This window comes from Bacteroidota bacterium (assembly GCA_019637975.1).
GTDB lineage: Bacteria > Bacteroidota > Ignavibacteria > UBA10030 > UBA6906 > CAADGV01.
On record JAHBUR010000025.1, the window covers coordinates 13,888 to 38,664 of the forward strand.

Genomic DNA, 24,777 nt, shown 5'->3' on the forward strand with positions numbered 1-24,777 from the left:
GCATCATATGCTTAACATCCCCGAACTTCTTTCCAAAGAGTTTTCCCTCAAACTCACCAACGTTCAGAATGCCCTCCAGCTTCATATTGAGGGAGGCACGATTCCGTTTATCGCCCGCTATCGAAAAGAACGGACGGGGGAGATGGATGAAACACAGCTCCGCAACCTCTTCGATCGATTTGTCTATCTCACCGAACTCGAAGATCGTAAAGCAACCGTTCTTAAGTCTATTGAAGAACAGGGAAAGCTTACGGACGAGCTTCGCGCAAAAATCGAAGCGACTCTTCAGAAAACCGAGCTGGAGGATTTGTACCTCCCCTACAAACCGAAGAAACGGACACGCGCGACGGTGGCAAGGGAAAAAGGACTTGAACCGCTGGCGGAGTTCATAAAATCGCTCAACATTCCGGAATCACCGCAAGCATCTCTCGATGACGAGGCGGCGAAGTATGTTTCCGGGGAAAAAGGTGTTGCAACCGCGGGCGAGGCTCTCGCCGGGGCATCGGACATTCTTGCGGAGGAAGCGTCGGAAAAGGCCGAGTTGCGGGCACATAGCCGCGAATACTTCCTTAAAGAGGGAGTATTTGTCTCGAAGGTGAAGGATGAATTTCCGGCTGGGACAACGAAGTTTGAGATGTATCGTGAGTACAAAATACGCGTCAAGGATATACATCCCCACAACATGTTGGCTCTTCGTCGGGGCGAACATGAAGGTGTGCTGACATTTGAACTTCAATTCGACGAGGCCGTTGTGCTGAGCTATCTCGAAGGCAAGGAAATCCACACAAAGGCCCGGAACGTTGTCGATTACTACAGGGCAATGGTGAAAGATGCATTCGAGCGTTTGATGCGTTTCTCACTCGAAACGGATGTTCGGGTTGAAAAGAAAATCCAAGCCGATGAAGTCTCCATCAGGACATTCGAGGAGAACTTGCGAGAACTGCTGCTGTCGAGTCCGGCAGGAATGAAACCGACAATGGGCGTCGACCCGGGTTTCAGAACGGGCTGCAAAGTATGCGTGATCAGCGAGACCGGCAAGTTCCTGCACTATGAAGCCATCTTTCCCCATCAATCCGAAGCGCAGCGGGAGAAGGCGGCACAGATTCTTCTCGATCTTATCAACAAGAATAACATCGAGCTTGTCGCAATCGGTAACGGAACAGCCGGAAGGGAAACGGATGAATTTGTTGCTGAAGTCATCAAGAACCTCGAAAAGCCCCCCGTCAAAGTCATCGTCAACGAATCCGGCGCTTCAGTCTACTCGGCAAGTCATGTTGCGAAAGAGGAATTTCCGGAACTCGACGTTACGGTACGCGGTGCCATCAGTATCGGCCGACGTTTGCAGGACCCGCTTGCCGAGCTTGTCAAGATTGATCCGAAATCCATCGGCGTGGGACAGTACCAACACGACGTTGATCAGAAACTGTTGAAAAAGAAATTGGAGGAAACGGTTCAGAGTTGCGTCAACTACGTCGGTGTCGATCTGAATCTCGCTTCGGCGGAGTTGCTGAAGTATGTGTCCGGCTTGAACCGGACTGTGGCAAAGAACATCGTCAAGTATCGTGAAGATAACGGCGCTTTTCGGAATCGTCATCAACTGAATGACGTGCCAAAGTTCGGCCCGAAGGCATTCGAGCAAGCGGCGGGCTTTTTGCGCATCCGCAACGGGGAAAATCCGCTCGACAACTCGGCCGTACATCCCGAAAGCTATGAGATTGCCGAAGCAATCGTGAGAGACTTGGGCGTAACGCTGAACGAGGTGCCAAAAGCTGTCGATAAACTGAAATCTCTTGACCTCAAGAAGTACATCAATGATTCAATTGGCGAACCGACGCTGCGTGACATTATCAAAGAGCTGCAAAAGCCCGGCCGCGACCCGCGGGCAGAATTCAAGTACGCACATTTTCAAGAGGGCGTGAAGGAGATCAAAGATCTCAAGCCGGGTATGCAGCTTGAAGGTGTGGTCACGAACGTTGCAAACTTCGGAGCGTTTGTCGATATCGGCGTTCATCACGACGGACTTGTGCATGTGTCCCAGCTCGCCAACAGGTATGTCCAAGATCCGATGAAGGTTGTGAAGGTCGGGCAGATTGTCAAGGTCCGGGTGCTTGAAGTGAATGAAAAGTTGAAACGCATTTCGCTCACCATGAAATCTCCTGACGCGCCTCATCCAAAACCAAAATCCGAAAAGAATGCTGAGAAGAAGCGTGATACAAAAAACAAGAAGAAGTCCGAGATGAAAATGCACAAGCAGGAACCAAAGAATGAACCGCACTTCACTTTGGACGACTTGAAGGCGAAGTACAATAAGCAATGAAGGCGGGGATCTTCATCGGATGTCTTACGCTCACACTGGTTGCTCCCGGCTGCATGGAAACAGGAATCAACAACGGGATAATCTGCACGACAGAGGCGCGGGCAGGGATTCAAATTGATATTCGTGACTCCCTTAGCGGCCAGCCCGCGGCGATTGGAGCGACCGTAGTTGTCCAGCACAATACCTATATCGATACATTGCGCGGGATTCTTCTCGCTGATTCGTTGACAGTCTCGGGGGCGTATGAACGGCCCGGCATCTATACGATTATCATCACAAAATCCGGTTATGTGGACTGGATTCGCCCGGACGTTGTCGTCAACAAAGATGAATGCCACGTTATCACCGTCCGCCTTGAAGCCCGGCTCGAACGAGTTCCATAGTTTTCATTGTTCTTTTGCTGCGAAGTCATAATCATTCCGACCATTTTTTGGTAAGCTATTCATCTTGTGGGTCTGTTCTGTTTGTAATCAACATTATGCTATATCTGTCAAGGAGAAATCAATGAAGTTCTACATCTCAATACTATTGTCATTTCTATTTATCAATCCGTGTCTTGCCCAGAAACGAGCCTTCACAATCGCCGATCTCTACAGAATAAAAATGGTGGACAGTCCGCAGTTTTCTCCCGACGGAAAGAAGATTGTGTTTACGGTGCGAGAGGATATTCTTGAGAAAGGAAAAAGCAACGCCGAAATCTACATGATGAACGCCGACGGCAGCAGCATCCGGAAGCTAACGGACAACCCCGCCGCCGACACGCGGCCCCGTTGGTCGCCCGACGGCAAATCCATTCTCTTCACATCAAACCGGAAAGATGGCTCGCAGGCGTGGCTGCTTCCGCTCGACGGGGGAGAGGCAAGACAGTTGACGTCGTTCAAGATGGAAGTCGACAATCTCGATTGGGTGCCGGGCGGCAAGCTTATCACATTCACGGCTCTTGTCTTCCCCGAATGCGGCGCTGATAATGATTGCAATGCGAAGAACGAAGACGGACTCAGTGACGGTCCCGTGCAGGCTCACATGGCGGACAAACTTCTGTACAGACATTGGACGTTTTGGAAAGACGGAAAGCGGGCGCATACGTTTGTGTACGATATTGAGAAGAAGTCATATCTCGATCTGACGCCGGGCGACTATGATTGGCCTTCATTTTCAACAGGCGGCGGCGGATTTGCGTTCTCGCCTAATGGTGACGAGTTGTGCGTCACCTCCAACCACGACCCTGATGAAGCCTCGACAACCAACAAGGATCTCTGGATCATTCCTGCATCCGGCGGCACGCCGAAGAATATCACCGCCTCCAACACGGCATACGATGGCGAGCCGGGATATTCCCCCGACGGCAAGTACATCGCATTCAAGATGCAGACAATCCCCACATTTGAGGCTGATCGTTTCAGGCTTGTATTATATGACAGACGAACGGGCGCCATTACGGTGTTGACCGATGCGTTTGATAATTGGGTTGAGAGTTTTCAATGGTCGCCGGATTCCCGAAGCATCTATTTCACCGGACAAGTCCGTGGTCATGTGCCGTTGTTCCGTGTCGATATCGCCGCAAAGAAGATTACCGAGATTGTCAACGTAAAGACCATTGATGCGTTTGACGTTTCGCCCGACGGGAAGTCCATCGTTCTGTTGCGCCGCTCGGTTGGCGAGCCCAGGGAACTCTGGCGCGTTGATTCGGATGGAAAGAATTTGAAGCGGCTCACATTCTTCACGAAAGAGCTTGCGGATGAAGTTGATATCCGTCCTGCGGAAGAGTTGTGGATCCCTTCACCAACCGGAAAGAAAATCCACACGTTCATTGTGAAGCCGCACAATTTCGATCCCAACAAAAAATATCCCCTCATTCTCAATGTCCACGGCGGGCCGCAATCGCAATGGGCTGATGCATTCCGCGGCGACTGGCAGGTGTATCCGGGTGCCGGCTATGTTGTGGCGTTCCCGAATCCGCACGGTTCAACAGCGTACGGACAGGAATTTACGAATGCAATCTCGAAGGATTGGAACGGCAAAGTCTATCAGGACGTGATGGCCGTTGCCGATTCGCTGGAGAATTTGCCGTTCGTTGACAAGAACAGGATGGGGGCGATGGGCTGGTCGTACGGCGGTTACATGATGATGTGGATGCAGGGACATACCGATCGGTTTAAGGCCATTGCGTGCATGATGGGAGTGTACAATCTGACGGCGATGTACGGCGCGACGGAAGAACTCTGGTTTCCGGAGTATGACTTGGGCGGAACGCCGTGGACATCCGATTTGTACGAGAAGCATTCGCCGCACAATTTCGTACCGAACTTCAAAACTCCGTGTCTCGTCATCACCGGCGAGCGTGATTATCGCGTACCGTATACGATGAGTCTCGAATTCTTTACCGGATTGCAGAAGATGGGCGTTCCTTCAAGGCTGATTGTGTTCAAGAACGACGGGCACTGGCCGAGTCATGTCAAGTCGATGCCGCTGTACTACAACGCGCATCTCGATTGGTTCCACAAATATCTCGGCGGCGATCCTGCCCCGTACGACATGACGAAGATGGTCCGCAATCTCATCTTCGACTCGAAATAGCAGCGCACAAAGGAAAGGCTATGGCAAAAGGAATTCCTGTTGAAGAAGACTTCTACCCGCCTTTTGAAGGCTTCCCGAAATCGGGCATCGTTTTTCTGAAACGACTGAAAAAGAACAACAACCGGGAGTGGTTTCAGAAACACAAAGACAAGTATGACGAGAACGTGAAGTTCCCGATGCAATGCCTGATTGCAGGCTTGCGCCACAGGTTGCGTGACGAGATTCCGGAGCTGGACTTCAATCCGAAGCGCTCGATCTTCCGGATTTATCGTGATGTTCGATTCAGCAAGAACAAAGTCCCGTACAAAACCAACATCGCCGCATCGTTTGAGTTGAAAGGGAAGAAGAAGACAACGGATACGCCCGGTTTGTATGTGGGGATTGAACCCGGTTCCGTCTTCGTGGGTGGAGGGATGTACATGCCGGGCGGCGATCAGTTGAAGAAAATCAGAAAGTCCATTGTCGAACATCCCGATGAATTTCTCGCCGTTGTGAACGACAAGCATTTCAAGAAAGTGTTCGGCGGAATCATGGGGGAGAATTTGCTGAAGGCGCCGCTCGGCTTTCCCAAAGATCATCCGATGATTGAGCATCTCAAGCACAAACAATGGTTTGTCGGAAAAGAATGGGAAGATGAGTCGATAGTCTTATCGAAGAAGTTCGAGCAAACAACCGCTCACCTTCTGCTCGATATTATGCCGCTCGTTCGCTGGCTTATCAGAGTTGTGACGTAGTGGAATACATCGTCGTTTCTATTGTTGCGTTGCTTGCTTCCGGGCTGACATTGTTTTCGGGGTTCGGCCTCGGTACGATTCTGCTGCCTGCGTTTGTCCTTTTCTTTCCTGCTGAAATAGCCGTGGCGATGACTGCGATCGTGCATTTTCTCAACAATCTCTTCAAGCTTGCACTGCTTGGCCGCAATGCGAACTGGAAAGTCGTGATGGGATTCGGCATCCCGGCCATCGTTGCAGCAATCGGAGGGGCCGCCCTGCTTCACCTCGTCTCCACTGTTGAACCGCTGACGACATACACAATCGGCGGCACGACGTTCGCAATCACTTCCGTCAAGTTGTTGATGGCATTATTGATCGCCACGTTCGCAATACTTGAGTTGATACCTGCCGCAAACTCACTTTCGTTCGACATGAAATATCTCCCTCTCGGCGGAGTGTTCAGCGGGTTCTTCGGCGGGCTTTCGGGACATCAAGGGGCGCTGCGCAGCGCGTTTCTCATTCGGGCGGGGCTTTCGAAAGAAGCGTTCATCGCAACAGGCGTAGTGATTGCCTGCCTGATTGACGTGAGCCGTTTGAGTGTCTATGCACAGCACATTGTTGCGGACGGCATTCAAGAAAACACTGTGTTGTTGATTGCTGCAACGCTGAGCGCATTTATCGGCGCGTATGCCGGGAACAGACTTCTGAAGAAAGTGACGATGAAAGCAGTACAGGCGACTGTTGCTGTATTGCTGTTTATCATTGCCGCACTTTTAGGCACGGGATTGATATAGGTCGGATTTGGTGCGGAATTTCAATCCCTGTATGTGATGCAACACCGCTCTCCTCGCAGATTTTTCTCTATCTGTAAGTCACTCTAAAATATCAGCTTCCCAATGCGGCATTGGTGTTGACATCCCCGCTGCATGACGTTACATTTTAGGAGAATAATACCAATGAGGCGACAATGTTTACGTTGGAGTGTCTTTCGTACAAGGACAAGGAGTTGATGCCGACAAAATTCTGCCACACGTCGGTAGTCGGGGGAAGAAATATTTCTCCCGGCTTTGCGTGGAGTGATCCGCCGGTCGCAACAAAGTCCTTTGCGCTCACGATCGTTGATCCTCACCCGGTAGCGAAGAACTGGATGCATTGGTTTCTCATCAACATTCCGTTTTACGAAAGAAGGCTTGTTGAGGGAGCCTCACGCAGCAAGTCTCTTCCCCCGGGCGCAAAGGAACTCATCAACAGTTTCAACGAAATGGGCTATGGCGGACCCGCCCCGCCTCGCGGGTCAGGCCAACATCCATACGTTGCGACATTGTATGCGTTGAATGTTGAATCAATAAAACTCGGCGTCAGTACTTCGTTGCGGCAGTTTTTGAATGTCACCGAAGGGAAAGTGATTGCGGAACTGTCGATCACGGGATATTATGAGAGGAAGTAGGGAGTTTATGATCTCAACAAGTCGTGAACGTACCGCGCAATTGCCGGCGAGGCCGTCAGCCCCGGCGATTCAATGCCAATCAGATTAATCAATCCGCTCAAGCCGCGATCTGATTCGTGCCGGATGATATAGTCACGAACAGGTTCGCCTTTGGCTTGCAGCTTCGCTCTGATGCCGCTGTAGTCGGGCGACAAGTCTTCGTCCTTGATTGATGGAAGAATGGCGCGAACCGATTCGGCAAACGCATGACGTTTGCCTCCGTCAACAGAATAGTCGTAGGTTCGTTCTGAAAGATATTCCACATCGGGACCGAACTTCAATCTCCCCCCTAAATCAATCAATGCATGTACACCGAGTGATTCTGTTGTCGGCGTCGGATAGACGAGACGTGAAATGAGGTTGCGCTTTGAATTGCTGACTGCAAAGTAGCTTCCCTTGCAGTGATGGAGGCGGTAGCCTGCGGCATCAACATCGATTCCCGCCATTGCGGCAACTGTATCGCTTTCGAGTCCCGCCGCGTTGATGACGATCTCAGATGTAAATGTCGAGCGGTTTCCGCTTTCATCAATTGTTACGTTGAAGTCTGCGCTCTCCTTCTTCAATCCTACTACTTCACAATGTGTCAGTATTTCCGCCCCGTTCTTCTTTGCAGAATGGTAGAAGAAATCCATTAGCCTGTGCGCACTGATAATACCTGTTGTCGGTGAGAGAATTCCTCCTGCTGACGCTATATGCGGCTCAAGGGCGTGGACTTGCTCTGCCGTCATCATCTCAAGGGGTACGCCGTTGCCGGTGCCGTGCTGATACAAACGCTCGAGATCCGGAAGGTATTCCTTTCTTGTCGCAGTGATGATTTTCGTGATTCTTCTGAAAGGAATCCCATGTTTCTCGCAAAAACTATACAGCATATCTCTGCCTTCAACGCACAATTCCGCTTTCAATGAACCGTGAAGGTAGTAGATGCCCGCATGAATCACTTCGCTGTTGCGGCTTGAGGTTTCTGTTCCGTACCTTGGATGTCGTTCAAGAAGAAAGAGGGGAGAGTAATGAGCAGAAAGCTCCGCCGCAATGGCAAGCCCGACAACTCCACCACCAATAATTGTTACTGCTGCGTCGGCCATGACACCTGCTCCAGTGTATCAATCGTTGGTTTCTCGACCACAACCCACGATTCGTCTTTGACAAAGCCCGTGACCTTGAAGAATGTGTATGATGTTTCCATGCGGGAGTTGATCAGTACCTTCTTGCCGACGGCATATTCAAAGAGGGGGGCGTCATACATCGAATCGCTGACGACAACCAGAGGTGGATCCGAAATGAGGGCCTGCAGTGTCTCTACTTTTCCGTTCAAAACGGGAACCGGCGTTTGCACTTTCGGACTGAGTGTATTGCCTGTTGTGTGCAAGTCAATCCCGATGATGTGATCTCTCTGAATTCCAAGCTGCTGAAACACGGGTTGTACACTCCATTTGTTGCTGCCCGAAATCGCCCAGATGTCAAAATCTAGTTGTTGCAGTTCTTTGAGCAGGGCAACAGACTCGCTGATGTAGCGGATTCCCCTCGGGACCGTGATCTTGCCGAATTTTCTTACACTGAGCGGCGCGGCAAGCTCTTCGTTGTACGTTGCGAGGGCAATCTGCCGGACTTCAGCCTCCGAGAATTTGCCCAGAAGTTTCACAATATCGCTGCACGCCTTCTCGGTTCTTCCTTCTGCAAGCTGATCAAAATACCATTCCAGCAACATCTCGGCGAACGACAGATAACGGCGATCCTGCGTTCTTCGTTCAGAGGGAAGGGAGGAGAGAAGTGTGTAGAGAGTGTCGAGTTCTTCGCGCTTCGGGTGGTCGAGCCAGATGTTTGCCGGGTTGACGCGTAGCAGGAAATGTTCGATTTGATAATAGAACATCGCCTCGCCGATGTCACCTTTGATGATCGTGCCGTCACAATCAAAGACGGCAACGGGCCTGTATGATCCGGTGTTGGACGCTGCTTCTCTCACAAACTCCTGAAGATCAGGGGAGAAATCAATCGGCATGTTGATAAGGTCAGTAAAGGGGATTTGGTGCATCCAAGATACAAAGAGGCAGAAACAGGAGCAAACGTCGGATTGCAACTCGTTTGCCAAAGCAGTATATTATTCAGCGATTTATACCAAGAGCCGAGTCAAGTCCGTCCCGTCCCGACAGAGTCGGTGCGGCGTCGGGCTTTTGTATTACTGGCCTGTGAATTCCGAAGGGCAGGAGCCAAGCAGTTCTGATGAATCAAATCCGCAATTTTTGCATCATTGCGCATATCGATCACGGCAAATCCACTATTGCCGACCGTTTGCTTGAACGGACGGGCACCATTACCGCCCGCGAAATGAAGTTCAATCAAGTTCTTGACGATATGGACCTGGAACAGGAACGCGGCATCACCATCAAGCTGCACGCCATTCAAATGCTGTACAACGCGAAGGATGGCAGCGCATACACACTGAACCTCATTGATACTCCCGGCCACGTGGATTTTTCTTACGAAGTCTCCCGCTCGCTGGCGGCATGCGAGGGAGCATTGCTTGTCGTTGATGCGTCGCAGGGAGTTGAGGCACAGACAATCAGCAATCTGTATTTGGCGATTGACGCAGGATTGGAGATTATTCCTGTTCTCAACAAAATCGATCTGCCGAGTGCGATGATCGATACCGTGAAGCATCAGCTGAAAGACCTTATCGGCTGCAGTGACGATGAGATTATTCTGGCAAGCGCCAAAGCAAACATCGGAGTCGATGAGATTCTCGAGGCAGTTGTTCGGCGCATTGGCCCTCCGAAAGGGGACGCGAGTGAGCCGCTGCGTGCCCTCATCTTCGATTCGGTGTTTGATATTTATCGCGGCTCCATTGTGTATCTGCGTGTTGTGGACGGAACGTTGAAAGAAGGAGAAAAGGTCAAATTCTTCCACAACGGAAAAGTCTATGAAGCGGAGGAAGTCGGCACGCTTGGCTTGAAGAAATCCAGGACGGGAGTTCTGACTGCCGGCAATGTAGGCTACCTGATCGCCGGAATCCGTGATGTTCACGACACAAAAGTGGGCGATACCATAACGACGGCGGCAAACCCTGCTGCGGAACCCTTGCCCGGCTACAAGGAAGTGAAGCCGATGGTGTTCAGCGGAGTGTATCCGACGCAAGCAGAGGATTTTGAAGATTTGCGTACAGCGATCGGGAAACTACAATTGAATGACTCGGCCCTGATTTTCGAGCCGGAATCTTCTACTGCATTGGGCTTCGGTTTCCGGTGCGGGTTTCTCGGGTTACTGCATATGGAAATTGTGCAGGAACGCCTTGAGCGCGAGTACAATCAGAACATCATCAATACTGTTCCCAACGTCGAATACCGCGTCACAAAGACGAATGGGGAAGTTGTTCTGGTCGACAATCCGTCGTACATGCCCAGCCTCGGCGAGATTGAGAAAGTCGAAGAACCGTTTATCAAAGCGCAAATTATTGTCCCGACGGAGTATGTTGGCAACATCATGAAGCTGTGCATGGATCGCCGCGGCATCTACAAAAATACAACGTACCTCGATCCGACCCGTGCGGATATCCACTACGAAATGCCTCTTTCTGAGATCATCTTTGATTTCTACGACAAGCTGAAATCCACAAGCCGCGGATATGCTTCGTTCGATTACGATATTCTCGACTTCCGCGAATCGGACTTGGTCAAGCTTGACATCCTGCTGAATGGGGAATCCGTTGATGCTTTTTCAACCATTGTTCACCGTGACAAAGCTCATGAATGGGGAAAGAAGTTGTGCGTTAAACTGCGGAAACTCATTCCCCGTCAAATGTTTGAAGTGGCGATTCAGGCGGCAATCGGAAGCAAAGTGGTTGCCCGCGAGTCTATTTCTGCCATGCGAAAGAACGTTCTGGCAAAGTGTTACGGCGGCGATATTTCCCGCAAACGCAAGCTGCTTGAGAAACAGAAAGAGGGTAAGAGACGTATGAAGCAGGTGGGCCGCGTCGAAATACCGCAGGAAGCATTTCTTGCAGTTCTTTCGATGGATGAAGAGTAGTTATGATCCTCCCGACATTCGGAGATCAGCAACCGTATTACTAAAAAGGAATAACGTATGGCAAAAGAAGTAACCGACAAGAGCAAGGCATCTGCATCAACCGCAGTCGGCAAGGCAAAGGATTTCTTCAAGGATTTCGTGTTCGTTGTCGGCGCTTTTCTTGTCCTGAACAGCATGGTACTGGCCGCTTTCGAAGTGCCGACCGGCTCGATGGAAAACGAAATCATGGCTGGGGATTTTCTCTTTGTCAACAAGTTCATTTACGGCGGCAGCACGCCACGGACAATTCCTCTCACTAATATCCGGGTTCCGTGGTTTCGCGTAACGGATGTTCTTCCATTTCTCAAATGGCGGGACGTTGAGCGCGGCGACGTGATTGTCTTCGAGTTTCCGGGACAGCGCGATGAGGCGGAATCACCGGAATTCATGTTCTACCTGAAGCGTTGCATTGCATTGAGCGGGGATACAGTACTTATCCGTGACAGGCATATCTATGTAAACGGAAAGCATGTTGATTTTCCGAGAAATGTCAAGTTCAACAGTCCTCGCATTATTCCTGCAGGAGTTGCAGATCCGCGGATTTTCCCCAAAGGCGAAGCATTCAACGAAGACAACTGGGGACCCGTGGTCATCCCTTCGAAAGGCGACGTCATAACGCTTTCACAGGCGACGCTTGATCGTTGGAAGACGTTTATCGAGCGGGAGGGAAGCAAGGTTGGTTTCGACGGGGAAGGAAAAATGACGATTGATGGAACACCCACGCAACGCTACGTTGTGAAGCGTGACTATGCCTTCGGAATGGGAGACAACCGCGACAATAGTCTCGACGGACGATTCTGGGGCTTCATTCCGAAGGAGAGTATCGTCGGCTCGCCGTTGATTGTGTATTGGTCGTGGAATCCCGACTTCTCAATCTTCTCCGATCTGATTGGCAAGCTGACCACCATCCGGTTCAACAGAATCGGGATGCTGATCAAATAATGCACACTGTGTCCGGCATGAACGAGGGTGCTTCGCCCGAAGTAGAAGTGCCCTCCTTGCGCACACGGGACTATATCCAGATCCTCATCCTCACCATTCTGATTGCCGTATTTCTTAAAACATGTGTTGTGGAGGCGTATCGTATTCCCTCGGCATCGATGGAGAATACATTGCTTGTCGGGGACTTCCTTCTCGCCAACAAATTTATCTACGGTGCGCAATCGCCGCAGTATGTTCCCTTCACTCGTATCGAACTTCCCCAACTTCGGTTTCCTGCCATCACGTCACCGCGCAGGGGCGATATTCTTGTGTTCAGGCTTCCGGAGGATGCGCAGGAACGATACTCATCTTTTTCGACAAGCTACGTCAAGCGGTGCATCGCATTGCCGGGCGACACGATTTCAATCGTGAACAGGAAGGTGACGGTAAACGGCGCTGCCATTGCACCGCCGCAGTCCGCGAAGAAAGGAACACGCAGCATTTTCCCCGAGGGGTACGGCGATTCACGGATTTTTCCCAAGGGTTCCAAATACAACGAAGACAACTACGGCGCCCTCGTTGTGCCGAAGCAGGGCGACACATTACATCTTGATCATGATACGTTTATGGCCGCGAAGGGTGTAGTTGAGCACGAAGGGCATGAAATCCGGCTGGACCCGGAAGGCCGTGTCACGGTTGACGGTATTGTACAGGACCGGTATGTCGTGCGGAAGAACTATTACTTTGTCATCGGCGACAATCGGGACAACTCGCTCGACAGCCGGTTTTGGGGGTTTGTTCCGGAGGATTGCATCATTGGAAAGGCGTTTCTCATCTACTGGTCTTGGAATGAAGGAAGTGCTGGCAGCTCGTTTTGGTCCCGCCTCAATAATGTCCGTTGGGAGAGATTAGGGATGATTATCCGGTAGCATGGCAATGGCTTCGCTATATCTGCATATTCCGTTCTGTGAAAAGAAGTGCATCTATTGTGACTTCTATTCAATCGAGAATTTTTCCCCGATGGAGGATTTTCTTGCTGCTTTGCATGTCGAGATTGATGCGTATGCCGGATTTGGCAAGAAGGAATCATTTGAGACGATCTTCTTCGGCGGAGGAACGCCATCGCTTCTCGGGCCGAAACAATTGGAATCGATCCTCTCGCATCTTCATCGTACATACTCCATCGAATCGGATGCTGAAATTACGGTTGAAACCAATCCCGGAACAGTAACGAAGGAAAAACTCTTTGCGTATCACTCACTGGGAGTGAACAGGCTGAGCATTGGCGTGCAATCGTTTCACGAGGATGAACTGCGGTTCCTAAGCAGGATTCACAACAGCGCTCAAGCGTTTGACTGCATCAGTTTTGCCCGTGAAGCAGGGTTCGACAATCTGAGTATCGATTTGATTTATGCTCTGCCTGATCAGACAAAAGAACGTTGGGAAGCAAACCTGCAAAAGGCGGTAGCGCTTTCTCCCGATCATATTTCCGCGTACGGTTTGATTGTGGAGGATAATACGCCGTTGTCGAGAATGGTAAGCTCGCGGCTCGTGTCGCCGAAGCCTTCGGACGAGGAGGCTGAATTCTACGAAATGACGATGTCGTTTCTTGAAGCGCATGGATTTGAACATTACGAAGTCTCGAATTATGCAAAGCCCGGCTTCCGCTCGCGCCACAACTACAACTACTGGAAGCACGAAAACTACCTCAGCTTCGGGCCTTCTGCACATTCATTCTGGAGGGAGGCCGGCGAATCGAAACGTTGGTTCAATATTGCAAACCTTTCGCACTACTGTTCTGCATTGCACGAGGGAAAGCTTCCGCTGCTGACTGAAGAGATGCTCTCGTCACGCCAACTCCGCACCGAGAGAATTTTGCTTGGTTTGCGGAGCGATGGATTGGACGTGAGGCGGTTGGACGCTGAATTTCCATCTTCTGCAAACCCGCATATTCGCATGATTCCCGATTTGGTTGAGGCAGGTTCGGCAACATTCGACGGCAATATCCTTCGTCTCACGCAAAAGGGCTATCTGATCTGTGACGAAATCTGTGCTCGCCTCATGTAGCGCATCCCCTGATTTTCATTGAAACTCAACCGTTTTTCGCCTATCTTGGTTACACTTGTTACTCACCAAATCTGTTGTTTTGTCCGAATAATCGAGGGTCTATGACGCACAAGACGTTGAATCGTATCATCGGCGCGCTGGCATTCCTTGTTCCGATGGTCATGTATGCCTTTACCATCGCTCCCACCGTCGTGTTTTGGGATGTAGGTGAGTTTATTGCTGCCGCCTACATGATGCAAGTGCCGCATCCGCCGGGTGCGCCGTTGTTCCTGATTCTTACCCGCGTAGGCATGATGTTTCCGATTGCGGAGGATCTTGCCGTGCGCGCACATCTGCTTTCTGCATGCTTGAGCGCTCTGGCAATCATGTTTGCGTACCTGTTCATGGTACGCGTGATCATCAAGATCAGGGGTTCCGCTGAAACGCTTGCGGATAAGATCACCACTTACGGGACTTCGTTTATCGGCGCCATGACGCTTGCGTTTACAACAACATACTGGGATAACTCCATTGAGGCCGAAGTGTACGGCGCAAGTATGTTCTTCCTTACTACAATCCTGTGGCTTGTTATGCGGTGGCTGGAACGTGCGAACAACGAAGGAAACGAGAAGTATATTCTTCTGATCGCGTATCTGATCGGCTTGTCGTTGGGCGTTCATTTGCTGGCCCTGCTTGCAATCTTCCCTGTGTTGATGATCATCTACTTTCAGCGGTATGAATACTCGCTCAACAGCTTTATCAAGTTTGGCGCGGTTGCCGTTGCGGTGTTCTTTGTTGTGTATCCCGGAATCGTGAAGTGGATGCCCGGAATGATGGATGGCGAGTTTCAAGGGCAGAGAAGTGCCGTGTGGGAATTTCTGCCCTGGCTGTTGTTGGGGGGCAGCATGTACGGCATTTACTACTCGTATGTTCATAAGAAGAAAACGCTGCACATTGCATTACTCTCCGGCGTGATGATTTTCTTCGGATATACGACCTACACGAGTGTCATCATCAGGGCGAATGAAAATCCGCCTATGAATGAAAACGATCCGAGCAATCTTGCGCGGTTGACTTCTTACCTTGGTCGTGAACAATACGGCGATGCGCCGTTTGTCAAGCGGCGGTACAGCCAGGAACCCCAGCATCAGGGAATCTACACCAATTACACAAGCGACATGGATTTCCTGATTCGCTATCAGCTGAATCACATGTTCTTCCGGTACATGGGCTGGAACTTTGTTGGCAGTGCCGGAGACTATCAGGATGCAGGCGTGGCCGCAAAGGATACGTTTGCCATTCCGCTACTCATAGGGTTGTTCGGATTCTACTATCACTTCAGGCGTGACTGGAAAATGGGTTTAACGCTGCTGGCCGCATTTATTATCCTTGGCCCGATACTCGCGCTGTATCAGAATCAGCAAGAGCCGCAGCCACGCGAGCGTGATTATTTCTACGTCGGGGCGTACTACATTTTTTCAGTCTGGATAGCAATCGGCCTTGTGGGGATCATCGATACGTTACGCAGGAAAATCCCGATTTCGGCAACCGCCATTGCGGCTGCAAGTGTTATCCTTTTTCTTGGCGCGATCCCGGCGAACCTCATTCGTGTGAACTTCGAGTCGCATGACCGCAGAGGAGACTATGTTGCGTGGGATTATTCGTACAATATTCTGCAAACCTGTGAGCCGGATGCAATTCTCTTCACGAACGGGGATAACGACACATTTCCGCTCTGGTATTTGCAGGATGTCGAGGGCATCCGGCGCGACGTCCGGATCGTCAATCTGAGCCTCGTGAATACTCCCTGGTATATTCAACAGATGAAGAATAAGCCGTACTACACCGAGGCGAAGGCGGTACCCATAAGTCTGTCCGATCGTCAGATTGAGGCCATCCAGCCCATTCAATTCGAAGCCAGAGCCATGTCGCTTCCCGTTTCCGCAGACGTGTATTCCAGGTTCGGCGTAACGGATACTGCTTGGGTGAACAAGGGGAGGATTGAATTCACGATGCGTCCGACTTTGCGCTTTGGCGAAGTCTCGGCGATCCGTGTTCAAGATATTCTCGTCCAGGATATCATCATGACGAACAAATGGGAGCGGCCGGTTTACTTTGCAGTGACCTGCTCGCCCGACAGTAAGATTGGCTTGGATGAATATCTATGGTTCAACGGATTGGCGTGGAGGTTGGAGCCGCACAAGATTCCCAGCCAGGATGCCGGCATCAATCCGGAGATTCTTGAAACAAATCTCTTCAATGAACCCGAAGGATTCTCCAAGACGCATCAGTACGGGTACAAGTTCCGCGGCATCAACGATCCGAACGTATACTACAACGAAAATACAACGCGGTTGATGATTAATTATCGTTCGGCGTTCATTCGCATGGCCTTGTATCACGGCAACGTCACGAACAACCCGGAAAAAGCGTTGGCAGCATTGGATCGGATGGAGTATCTTGTTCCGCGGTCGAAAATTCCTATGGGATGGGAGTTGTCGTCCGATGTTGCGGCATTCTATCTTCGTCTCGGAAGAGCTGAGACATATGAAAAAATGATTTCAGATATCGAGCCCGAATTGTTGCGCGCCATCGACCGGGGTGAGTACAATATGAGCTCGTACTACAATCCGTTCCGCGTGTTGCTGGAGATTTATGAGAATAGAAGGGAGTATGCCAAGGCGATTGATATTCTGAACCGGTTGCAGGCAATGTTTCCGGGCGACCCGAATATCTCTCAGAGAATAACAGCATTACAGGCGCTCCAATCCACACAACAAAAGACTGATACCTTAGGACAGAGTAAATGAAAAGAGCCCTCATTACCGGCGTTACCGGTCAGGACGGTTCCTATCTGGCGGAACTGCTGCTTTCGAAGGGTTACCATGTGACAGGGATGGTTCGTCGCGCAAGCACGGAGAACTTCGAGCGAATCGAACATCTTCGTGCAAAAATCAAGATTGCCCAGGCAGATTTGCTTGACCAGCTTTCGCTGATCGATCTGATCGAAGAAGCACAGCCCGATGAGATCTACAATCTCGCTGCACAGTCGTTCGTGCCGACATCCTGGATTCAACCCGCGCTGACGGGGGAATTTACAGCCCTCGGCGTTACGAAGGTGCTCGAAGCAATCCGCCTGATGAACCGGAAGATCAAGTTCTATCAGGCAAGCAGCAGTGAAATGTTCGGCAAGGTTCTGGAAATCCCCCAAACCGAAAAGACGCCCTTCTATCCCCGCAGTCCGTACGGTGTGGCGAAGGTGTACGGACATTTCATCACCGTGAACTATCGGGAAAGCTACAATATGTTTGCTGTGTCGGGAATTCTGTTCAATCATGAATCGCCGCGTCGGGGTCTGGAATTTGTGACGCGCAAGATCACCGATGCGGTTGCCCGCATCAAACTCGGTGTGGCGAAGGAACTTCGCCTCGGCAACCTGGATGCGAAGCGTGACTGGGGTTTTGCCGGCGACTACGTGGAAGCGATGTGGCTGATGCTTCAACAAAAGGAAGCGCAGGATTTTGTTATTGCCACGGGTGAAACACATTCCGTACGCGAGTTTGCGCAGATTGCTTTTGATCATGTCGGGTTGAATTGGAAGAAGTATGTGAAAGTGGACAAGAAATTCTTCCGTCCAGCGGAAGTCGACCAACTTGTCGGCAGTCCGAATAAAGCAAAAAGGATCCTCGGCTGGAAGCCCCGCGTAAACTTCGAGGGTCTCGTTCGCATGATGGTTGATGCGGACCTTGTCCGACTGCAGAACGGCAAAGGCGTCCGGTAGCCGAATGCGCGTTCTGATTACGGGTATTGATGGATTTGTAGGAAGCCATGCAGCCGACCTGTTGGTGACGGAGGGTGCAGAAGTACACGGAACGATCCTTCGCTTCGACGAGCTGCGGAATATTGCCCATCTCAAACCCTCTCTTGTACTTCATCAAGCGGACATAACGAATCCCGGACGAGTCGAAGAACTTGTTCAGTCAATTCGTCCTGAAAGGATTCTCCACATCGCCGGGCAGGCTTTTGTGCCCGCTTCGATGAGCAACCCCATGGAGACGTTTCAAGCGAATCTCATCGGAGGTTTGTCGATACTTGATGCCGCACGAAAAGTGAAGGTAGCCACCGGAACTTCGCCTTCTGTTCTTGTTGTGACGAGCGGCGAGACGTACGGCCGGGTGGCGCCGGACCGTCTGCCGATCACGGAGGATCATCCATTCTCACCGACAACTCCCTATGCTGCAAGCAAAGCCGCACTGGATATTATTGCCCATCAATATGCATACTCCTTCGGGGTAGATGTAGTCATTGTCCGCCCGTTTAACCATGCAGGACCAAGACAGAACCCCTCATTCGTTGTTTCGGATTTTGCCCGACAGTTTGCAGAAATCTCGCTGAAGAAACGCCGACCTGTGCTACACGTCGGTAACATTTCAGCAAAGCGAGATTTCACGGACGTTCGCGATGTCGTAAAGGCATATTGGAAGTTGTTTGATAAACAGTCCGATCACACTGCGTTCAATGTTTGCTCCGGCCATTCTGTTGAGATTCGTGATGTACTCGCGATGCTTCGTGAAGCAAGCGGTCTTCAGGTCGAGATAGTCCAGGAGCAACAGCGAGTTCGTTCGTACGATGTAGCTGTTGTGTCGGCAAGCTACGGTCGGTTGCACGCTGCAACCGGATGGAAGCCCGAAATTTCCCTGAGCACGACAATTGCCGATACGTACATGTATTGGATGAACGAACTCCGCCCAACTGCATCCGGTGTTACCCCCTCCCGATGAATATTCTCGTTGTCAACTGGCAGGATATCAAGAATCCGCAAGCCGGTGGCGCTGAAGTCCATCTCCATGAAGTTTTCGAGCGCATTGCGGCGAAGGGACACAGGGTAACTCTTGCCTGCTCGACATTTCCCGGGGCCGCTTCTGAAGAGAGTCTGAACGGAATCCGCGTTATCCGCAGGGGAGGGAGATTCTTGTTCAACTTCAGATTTGTGTTCGAATACCTGACGCGGTTCCGGAAAGATCGGTACGACATAGTTGTTGATGATATGAACAAGATTCCGTTCTTCACCCCACTCTTCGTACGAGAACCGATTTACGGCGTAACTCATCATTTATTCGGCAAGAGTATTTTTCTTGAGACGAATCTCCTGCTTGCTTCGTATGTGTATGGGATGGAGCAGGCGGCCGTTGCACTATATAAGAATCGACGCATCCCCTTTATCGTGGGTTCACCAAGTACGGAACGGGAACTGAAGCAGGCCGGCTTTTCTGCAGAGGAGGTGTCCCTGATACATTACGGTGTTGATCATTCCACACATCATCTCAAAGGCGCGGTCAAAAGTCCGACTCCTCTCATAGGGTATTTCGGAAGGTTGAAGAAGTACAAAAGCGTTGATCATTTTCTGTTGTCACTTCCTGTCGTGATGAATCACGTTCCGAACCTCAAGGCGGTAATCGTCGGAGAAGGAGATGACAGGCCAAGACTCGAGGCAATGGCAAGGCAACTGGGGTTGAGTAAGGCTGTTGAGTTTACAGGCTTTGTTTCGGAAGAGAGGAAAATAGCACTGTTGCAACACATGTGGCTCAAAGTCACAACATCATCGAAAGAAGGGTGGGGGCTCACGGTAATCGAAGCGAATGCATGCGGCACTCCGGTTGTAGCAAGCAATGTCGAGGGTCTGCGCGATGCCGTACAGAACGGTAAAACAGGGTTGCTTTATGAGTTCGGAAACGTGGCCGACCTTTCCTCGAAAATGCTGCAACTTCTTACAGATGAAGCGCTTAGACGCCGGCTTGCAAGCAATGCAGTTGAGTGGTCAAAAAAATTCGATTGGGATCACGCAGCAGAGGAGACCCTTGGTCTGTTGCGAAAACGGCTCGTCAGCCGATGATTGCCGGGCTACTCCTTTTTCTCTTCCTTCCGGATAATACCATAAAGCGTCTCACCCTCTCTCACCTGAAATGAAACCGTGTCATTGTTCCAAATGACTCGAGTAGCGAGAAGTTTCTTGATCTCAACAAGCTCGTAGCGCACGTCAGAGAATCCTTGCGTGAGAACCTGAACGGAGGCTTGAAGGCCGTCAAATCGTGACTCTAAAGATTGGAATCGCTTGTTGGTCGTCTGTTCGAGAGATTCGAATCGTCTGTTAGTCGTTTGCTCAAGAGATTCGAATCGTTTGTTAGTCGTCTGCTCAAGGGACTGCAATCGCGAGTTTGTTTCGCCGAGTTCTTGGCGCATTCCGTGGACTTCCTGGCGGGTAGCCTCTTGCTCGGCGCGCATACCCTTCATTTCCTCACGGGTAGCCTCTTGCTCGGCGCGCATACCCTTCATTTCTTGAAGGATCTCTTTGAGGATCTGTTCTTCCATTCAAGCCTCCTTTCTCGTATTCATATAAGAAAGTTGAACCACGAAATCAAGATAACACAAAGCCCCGCAGCGAAGGTAGCTGCAGGGCCTTGTCGAAGAGCTACACGGACGCCTGTTCAGTTGAAGATGTATCTCACTCCCAACTGAATCCTGAACACATCCGCAAGTTCGGTGGTCTGTTCGAGGGGATTGTCTAACAATTGTCCTCCTATATTTGCCAACGTATAGCGCGCCGCGCCGTCGGCAAGCGGTGCCATGGATGTTAGCGGACGTACCGTGGCGTTATTGGTGTTCTTGTATCGCTGTCCGACGCCCCACTTCTTGTTGAGCAGATTGCCGACGTTCAGAAGGTCGATTCTGAACTGAAGCGTGTTGCGCTTTTCAAGAAGATCGGTGAAAACTTCCTGCGCAATACTCAAGTCTGCCCTGTACACCATCGGTAGCATTGCTGCGCCGCGCTCGGCATACTTTCCTCGGTTCTTGCTGAGATACTTGTCGTTGCTGATGTATGAATTAAACGCGTCAATTTGCTCCTGCACGGTGAATGTCCTGCCGCTTGCAGTATACTGCACAAAATTCATCTCGCTTGCGTCACGCGGGATATAGATGAGGTCATTGGTGGCTCCGTCGCCGTTCATATCGTTGCTGAACGTGAAGCTGAAGTTTCCATACCCCAAATACGTGGCCCGGACTCCTTCCCAGAATAGCGAAATGGTTGTTGCTCCGAAGTCGAAGTATTCGAGGCGGTAGGATGCCGTTGCAAAAATCCTGTGTCCCGTTGAGCCGCCACCGAAAGCGCTTGAGTATCCGACACCCGGATTATTCGGGTCCCGGGAAATCGGGTTTGAACTCCATGATCCGAATGCAATCGAGCCGGGGTCAACCGTGTTCTTCGAGATTGCATAACTGTATGCAGCCTTTGCAAACCAGTTGTCGCTCCACGGTTTTTCCAGTGCAGCCGAGAGATTCCACGTGAATCCCACATTCTGGTTCTTCAATACAGTGGCATTCGAAATCGCATTGCCGGCCACATTGTTGATTCTGTTATTAGTCCAGCGCGGACGACTATCAACGCCGGTAAAGTTGGTTTGTGCCGCGGGCAGATTGGCATTGATATAATATACTCCGTTTACGTCACGTCCGTAAAGAACTTCCGCAGTTCCAATCAAGCCATAGGGAAGTTTCTGGTCAACCGCAAGATTGCTTCTCCAGAGTTGCGGGAACCGGAAATTCGGGTCGGTTAGCGCGAGTTCGTATGAGGTAGCCGGTGCGCCGGTAACGTTCGTTGGTTTGTAGTGATCGGGATTCGGATTGAACGGCCGTGCAGTTGTGTTGGAAACGCTCGAAAAACCTGTCAACACGCCGGTGTTTCCGATTTGATTGGAAATCCAGACGTAGGCTGGACGGCCCGTGAAAACTCCCGTTCCGCCGCGAATCTGCGTGCTGCGATCGCCCATCACATCCCAGTTAAAGCCAAGTCGTGGGGAGAAAAGTACATTCGGATCGGGCAGCTTGTCGGATTTGTATTTGACCGGGGCTCCGGTTTCATCCCTGAATGTTGTCGTATCGGCATTCGCATTCGCGTAGCCTGTTTTGCTGAAGAACGGTACGTCAATTCTCAGGCCCAGCGTCAGCTTGAGGTCATTCGTTGCTTGCCATTCGTCCTGTGCATACAAGCCGCCGTAGAACACCTTCAGCGGCTGAACCGGTTTTTCCAAACCCGGAATGTTCGACCAGCGTACTTGGAAGGTTCTCAAAGTGACAGGAGAAACCGTTCGGTTTGGGTTAGCCAGGAAATCGTTGGCATCATCGTAGAAGTCCTGCAGAGAGTTGTAGACGTACACACTTTGCGATCCCGGGAAGAAGACGTTTTCCGATTCGTACCGTTCCGCGCTTAATCCGAGCGTAATAGTATGGTCGGGTTTGTAGATCGTGAAGTTGTTCTGCAGTTGCCAACTGCTGTAACGCAGCTCATTGTTTGGCGTGAATGGCTCAAAGCCGAAAGTAGTGTAAACGGCGCTGCCCGAGAAAATATCAACCATCGGGAAGAACGTGCCCCGTGTGGCACGGCTTTCGTCGTGGTGCGAATATCCGACAATGAGGTTGTTGGCCATATTATCGCCGACGACAGCATTCCATTCACCCACGATCGATCGAATATTTTCGAGAATACCGTAGTTCGAGTTCGCGAAGTTGAGCCCGTTGGTAGTGCTTCTTCTTCCGCCAGCACCTAAGGAGGAGGAATTTGACAACAGCACATCGGTTTCCGAATCCAAATGGTTGTAGCGGAGACTGATCTTGTTGTTCTCATCAAGATTGTAATCGATTTTTGCAATAATCCTCCGGGCGGGAGTTTCGAAATCGTATCCTTCATAAGGTCCGGTGTCGTAGTTAAAATTCGTCTTCAAATAACTGCTCAAAGCATCCAGTTCGGATGCGAGGACACGTGTTGTGTTGCCGCCCACAGGTTCGCCGCCTTTGTTCGCCTTGTAGGTCGTGCCCGGTTGAGTGAGCGATTCATCTTCAAAACTTCCGAAGAAGAAGAGCTTGTTCTCGATGATCGGTCCGCCAACGCGAGCGCCTACTTGTCTGTACTTGAAGGTTCCCGGATCGCGCGACAACTCTCCCGCCTTCAGTCCCACCAAGCCTTGGTGGCGGAAGAGGTAGTAAGCAGAACCGGAAAACTCATTTGTTCCACTCTTCGTCACAGTATTGATGCCTGCGCCAACAAAGTTCCCCTGACGAACATCGTACGGTGCGATATTGACTTGAACCTGCTCAATTGCATCCAGAGAAACAGGAGCAACATTTGTCCGATCTCCCGGTGAACCTGCCAAACCAAACGAGTTGTTGAAATACGACCCGTCGATTGTTACGTTGTTCAGGCGATTGTCCTGTCCAGCAAAGGAGGTACCCGAAGCTTGCGGTGTCAAGCGTGTATAGTCGGCAAGCGTTCTGTTGATTGTCGGCAGGGCTTCAAGCGCTTCCCTCGCAACTGAAGTGGCCGCGCCGGTCCGCGAAGCATTCAAAATGGCGGATTGCTCGCCCACAACGAGAATTTCCTCGCCTGTTACTGCTTCTTCGGAGAGAGAGAAATCGAGATCGAATGCTTGAGAAAGCTGCAGAAAGACGCGTTCCTGAGCTTGTTTTTGGTATCCAACCAGCGACGCGGTCACCGTATAGGGTCCGCCGACGCGCAGGTTTGGCAATGCGTACCGTCCGTCGGTACGTGTGCTTGTTCCGTATGTCGTTCCGCTGGGAGTGTGAACGGCGACCACGTTTGCGCCCGGAAGCGCTTCGCCGCTTTTGCTAATTACCTTCCCGTTAATGGCAGCAGTCGTAACGCCCTGTGACAAGGCGGTTTGGGTTGCCATCACACAAAGGAAGAGGATCAACGTACAAACTGTACTTGAAGTCCTCATAGGGGAGTTCCTTATATGAGTTAATGGATTTGTGAATTGTGGTTTTGGATTTGCTTTTCAAAGAATCGCACCAGATGTGGTGCAGGATGGATCCTCAGGGTTGGCTTCTTGAGGCTGCAGAAACTTACACAAGCCAAAACTCAAAAACAAGTCCCGCCGTGTTATCGAATCGTAAATTTTGAACTGACTTGCGGTATTGCAATTCGATACAGTTTTCGATTATATTGAATTGTGCAACTGTTCTTTCCTTATTTCCTCAGGAGTTTTACTATGGCAGACGCAACAACTCAGTCAGCACCTGCAAAAGCCAAGAAGCGTCCGCGTGAACTTGCCGTCATCAACCAGGCGGGATGTACCGGATGCGAAGTCTGCATCGAATTCTGCCCGGTGGATTGCATGCTTACTGTCCCCGGTCCGGAATACGACGTGCACAAGAAACTTGTCGAGATTGATTTGGATATTTGTATCGGGTGCAAGTTGTGCGTGAAATACTGCCCGTGGGAAACCATTGAGATGATTCCGAGCGGTGAAGCGCTACAGGTCGCTGTTGAATGGACGGAGCGTTCCGTGTTACCTGATGCAGAGTGGATTCGAGGATCAGGGATTGAAGTTGTTGAGAAAGGGCCTTTGCCTCTGCCGGGGAGCAAGGTCGAAGTCGGCTGAATTGGCAACAAATACACAAAACAGCATTCATTGATTCTCTTACCGATTTTCATTAAAATGAGTGCGGAAAAGTCGCTGGCGTAGCTCAGTTGGTAGAGCAGCTGATTCGTAATCAGCAGGTCGACGGTTCAAGTCCGCCCGCCAGCTCAGGTATTGTATCTCAATGTAGAGACGTTCGAATGAACGTCTCTACGTGTTTTTGGAGAA

The 24,777-nt window shown here is 50.8% G+C and carries 19 protein-coding genes and 1 tRNA gene; 16 read left to right on the forward strand and 4 right to left on the reverse strand.

Annotation, left to right across the window (positions count from 1 at the left end; translation table 11 throughout):
* Positions 1-7: 7 nt before the first annotated feature.
* From KF749_13405 to KF749_13430, 6 genes are all read left to right on the forward strand, one after another.
* Positions 8-2,317: an RNA-binding transcriptional accessory protein gene (locus tag KF749_13405; protein ID MBX2992147.1), complete on the forward strand. Its 2,310-nt coding sequence runs from the start codon at positions 8-10 to the stop codon at positions 2,315-2,317.
* Positions 2,314-2,700, forward strand: coding sequence for a carboxypeptidase regulatory-like domain-containing protein (locus KF749_13410; GenBank protein MBX2992148.1), 387 nt, complete (start codon positions 2,314-2,316; stop codon positions 2,698-2,700). Before KF749_13405 ends, KF749_13410 begins: the two co-directional genes overlap by 4 nt.
* Before the next feature lie 121 nt (positions 2,701-2,821).
* Positions 2,822-4,894 (forward strand): S9 family peptidase, encoded by a 2,073-nt coding sequence (locus KF749_13415; protein ID MBX2992149.1) that lies wholly within the window; start codon positions 2,822-2,824, stop codon positions 4,892-4,894.
* 20 nt (positions 4,895-4,914) lie between these two features.
* A complete protein-coding gene (locus KF749_13420; GenBank protein ID MBX2992150.1) occupies positions 4,915-5,628 on the forward strand; it encodes a DUF2461 domain-containing protein in 714 nt (237 codons plus the stop codon).
* Positions 5,628-6,401, forward strand: coding sequence for a TSUP family transporter (locus KF749_13425; GenBank protein ID MBX2992151.1), 774 nt, complete (start codon positions 5,628-5,630; stop codon positions 6,399-6,401). The genes KF749_13420 and KF749_13425 overlap by 1 nt, the downstream gene beginning before the upstream one ends.
* Before the next feature lie 173 nt (positions 6,402-6,574).
* Positions 6,575-7,054, forward strand: coding sequence for a YbhB/YbcL family Raf kinase inhibitor-like protein (locus KF749_13430; protein MBX2992152.1), 480 nt, complete (start codon positions 6,575-6,577; stop codon positions 7,052-7,054).
* Positions 7,055-7,059: 5 nt separating this feature from the next.
* On the opposite strand, the gene KF749_13435 is transcribed toward KF749_13430, so the two are convergent.
* Positions 7,060-8,175, reverse strand: a complete 1,116-nt coding sequence (locus KF749_13435) for an NAD(P)/FAD-dependent oxidoreductase (protein MBX2992153.1) — start codon at positions 8,173-8,175, stop codon at positions 7,060-7,062.
* Positions 8,157-9,122 (reverse strand): haloacid dehalogenase-like hydrolase, encoded by a 966-nt coding sequence (locus KF749_13440; GenBank protein MBX2992154.1) that lies wholly within the window; start codon positions 9,120-9,122, stop codon positions 8,157-8,159. The genes KF749_13435 and KF749_13440 overlap by 19 nt, the downstream gene beginning before the upstream one ends.
* A gap of 188 nt (positions 9,123-9,310) precedes the next feature.
* On the opposite strand from KF749_13440, the gene lepA reads away from it, so the two are divergent.
* The 8 genes from lepA (at position 9,311) to KF749_13480 (ending at position 20,009) form a co-directional block, all read left to right on the forward strand.
* Positions 9,311-11,110 (forward strand): translation elongation factor 4, encoded by a 1,800-nt coding sequence (gene lepA, locus KF749_13445; protein ID MBX2992155.1) that lies wholly within the window; start codon positions 9,311-9,313, stop codon positions 11,108-11,110.
* Between the two features lie 57 nt (positions 11,111-11,167).
* Positions 11,168-12,091, forward strand: a complete 924-nt coding sequence (gene lepB / locus KF749_13450) for a signal peptidase I (protein MBX2992156.1) — start codon at positions 11,168-11,170, stop codon at positions 12,089-12,091.
* Positions 12,091-12,999, forward strand: coding sequence for a signal peptidase I (gene lepB / locus KF749_13455; protein ID MBX2992157.1), 909 nt, complete (start codon positions 12,091-12,093; stop codon positions 12,997-12,999). The genes lepB (KF749_13450) and lepB (KF749_13455) overlap by 1 nt, the downstream gene beginning before the upstream one ends.
* Positions 13,000-13,006: 7 nt before the next feature.
* Positions 13,007-14,137: a radical SAM family heme chaperone HemW gene (gene hemW / locus KF749_13460; protein ID MBX2992158.1), complete on the forward strand. Its 1,131-nt coding sequence runs from the start codon at positions 13,007-13,009 to the stop codon at positions 14,135-14,137.
* A gap of 101 nt (positions 14,138-14,238) precedes the next feature.
* Positions 14,239-16,926: a DUF2723 domain-containing protein gene (locus KF749_13465; protein MBX2992159.1), complete on the forward strand. Its 2,688-nt coding sequence runs from the start codon at positions 14,239-14,241 to the stop codon at positions 16,924-16,926.
* Positions 16,923-17,897, forward strand: coding sequence for a GDP-mannose 4,6-dehydratase (gmd, locus tag KF749_13470; GenBank protein MBX2992160.1), 975 nt, complete (start codon positions 16,923-16,925; stop codon positions 17,895-17,897). The genes KF749_13465 and gmd overlap by 4 nt, the downstream gene beginning before the upstream one ends.
* A gap of 4 nt (positions 17,898-17,901) precedes the next feature.
* Positions 17,902-18,897: a GDP-mannose 4,6-dehydratase gene (locus tag KF749_13475; GenBank protein MBX2992161.1), complete on the forward strand. Its 996-nt coding sequence runs from the start codon at positions 17,902-17,904 to the stop codon at positions 18,895-18,897.
* Positions 18,894-20,009, forward strand: coding sequence for a glycosyltransferase family 4 protein (locus tag KF749_13480; protein MBX2992162.1), 1,116 nt, complete (start codon positions 18,894-18,896; stop codon positions 20,007-20,009). The genes KF749_13475 and KF749_13480 overlap by 4 nt, the downstream gene beginning before the upstream one ends.
* An 8-nt stretch (positions 20,010-20,017) precedes the next feature.
* On the opposite strand, the gene KF749_13485 is transcribed toward KF749_13480, so the two are convergent.
* Entirely contained in the window at positions 20,018-20,485 is a 468-nt protein-coding gene (locus KF749_13485) for a hypothetical protein (protein ID MBX2992163.1), read from the reverse strand.
* Between the two features lie 116 nt (positions 20,486-20,601).
* A complete protein-coding gene (locus KF749_13490; protein MBX2992164.1) occupies positions 20,602-23,907 on the reverse strand; it encodes a TonB-dependent receptor in 3,306 nt (1,101 codons plus the stop codon).
* A 270-nt stretch (positions 23,908-24,177) separates the two neighbouring features.
* Between KF749_13490 and KF749_13495 the strand changes: the two genes are divergently transcribed.
* Positions 24,178-24,570: a 4Fe-4S dicluster domain-containing protein gene (locus KF749_13495; GenBank protein ID MBX2992165.1), complete on the forward strand. Its 393-nt coding sequence runs from the start codon at positions 24,178-24,180 to the stop codon at positions 24,568-24,570.
* Between the two features lie 74 nt (positions 24,571-24,644).
* Positions 24,645-24,717: transfer RNA gene (locus tag KF749_13500), tRNA-Thr, on the forward strand.
* The last annotated feature ends 60 nt before the right edge of the window (positions 24,718-24,777 follow it).

Bases quoted from the DNA above. Each gene is read 5' to 3' on its own strand.
- KF749_13405 (MBX2992147.1), top strand. From the start codon at position 8: ATGCTTAACATCCCCGAACTTCTTTCCAAAGAGTTTTCCCTCAAACTC.
- KF749_13410 (MBX2992148.1), top strand. From the start codon at position 2,314: ATGAAGGCGGGGATCTTCATCGGATGTCTTACGCTCACACTGGTTGCT.
- KF749_13415 (MBX2992149.1), top strand. From the start codon at position 2,822: ATGAAGTTCTACATCTCAATACTATTGTCATTTCTATTTATCAATCCG.
- KF749_13420 (MBX2992150.1), top strand. From the start codon at position 4,915: ATGGCAAAAGGAATTCCTGTTGAAGAAGACTTCTACCCGCCTTTTGAA.
- KF749_13430 (MBX2992152.1), top strand. From the start codon at position 6,575: ATGTTTACGTTGGAGTGTCTTTCGTACAAGGACAAGGAGTTGATGCCG.
- KF749_13435 (MBX2992153.1), bottom strand. From the start codon at position 8,175: ATGGCCGACGCAGCAGTAACAATTATTGGTGGTGGAGTTGTCGGGCTT.
- KF749_13440 (MBX2992154.1), bottom strand. From the start codon at position 9,122: ATGCACCAAATCCCCTTTACTGACCTTATCAACATGCCGATTGATTTC.
- lepA (MBX2992155.1), top strand. From the start codon at position 9,311: ATGAATCAAATCCGCAATTTTTGCATCATTGCGCATATCGATCACGGC.
- lepB (MBX2992156.1), top strand. From the start codon at position 11,168: ATGGCAAAAGAAGTAACCGACAAGAGCAAGGCATCTGCATCAACCGCA.
- lepB (MBX2992157.1), top strand. From the start codon at position 12,091: ATGCACACTGTGTCCGGCATGAACGAGGGTGCTTCGCCCGAAGTAGAA.
- hemW (MBX2992158.1), top strand. From the start codon at position 13,007: ATGGCTTCGCTATATCTGCATATTCCGTTCTGTGAAAAGAAGTGCATC.
- KF749_13465 (MBX2992159.1), top strand. From the start codon at position 14,239: ATGACGCACAAGACGTTGAATCGTATCATCGGCGCGCTGGCATTCCTT.
- gmd (MBX2992160.1), top strand. From the start codon at position 16,923: ATGAAAAGAGCCCTCATTACCGGCGTTACCGGTCAGGACGGTTCCTAT.
- KF749_13475 (MBX2992161.1), top strand. From the start codon at position 17,902: ATGCGCGTTCTGATTACGGGTATTGATGGATTTGTAGGAAGCCATGCA.
- KF749_13480 (MBX2992162.1), top strand. From the start codon at position 18,894: ATGAATATTCTCGTTGTCAACTGGCAGGATATCAAGAATCCGCAAGCC.
- KF749_13485 (MBX2992163.1), bottom strand. From the start codon at position 20,485: ATGGAAGAACAGATCCTCAAAGAGATCCTTCAAGAAATGAAGGGTATG.
- KF749_13490 (MBX2992164.1), bottom strand. From the start codon at position 23,907: ATGAGGACTTCAAGTACAGTTTGTACGTTGATCCTCTTCCTTTGTGTG.
- KF749_13495 (MBX2992165.1), top strand. From the start codon at position 24,178: ATGGCAGACGCAACAACTCAGTCAGCACCTGCAAAAGCCAAGAAGCGT.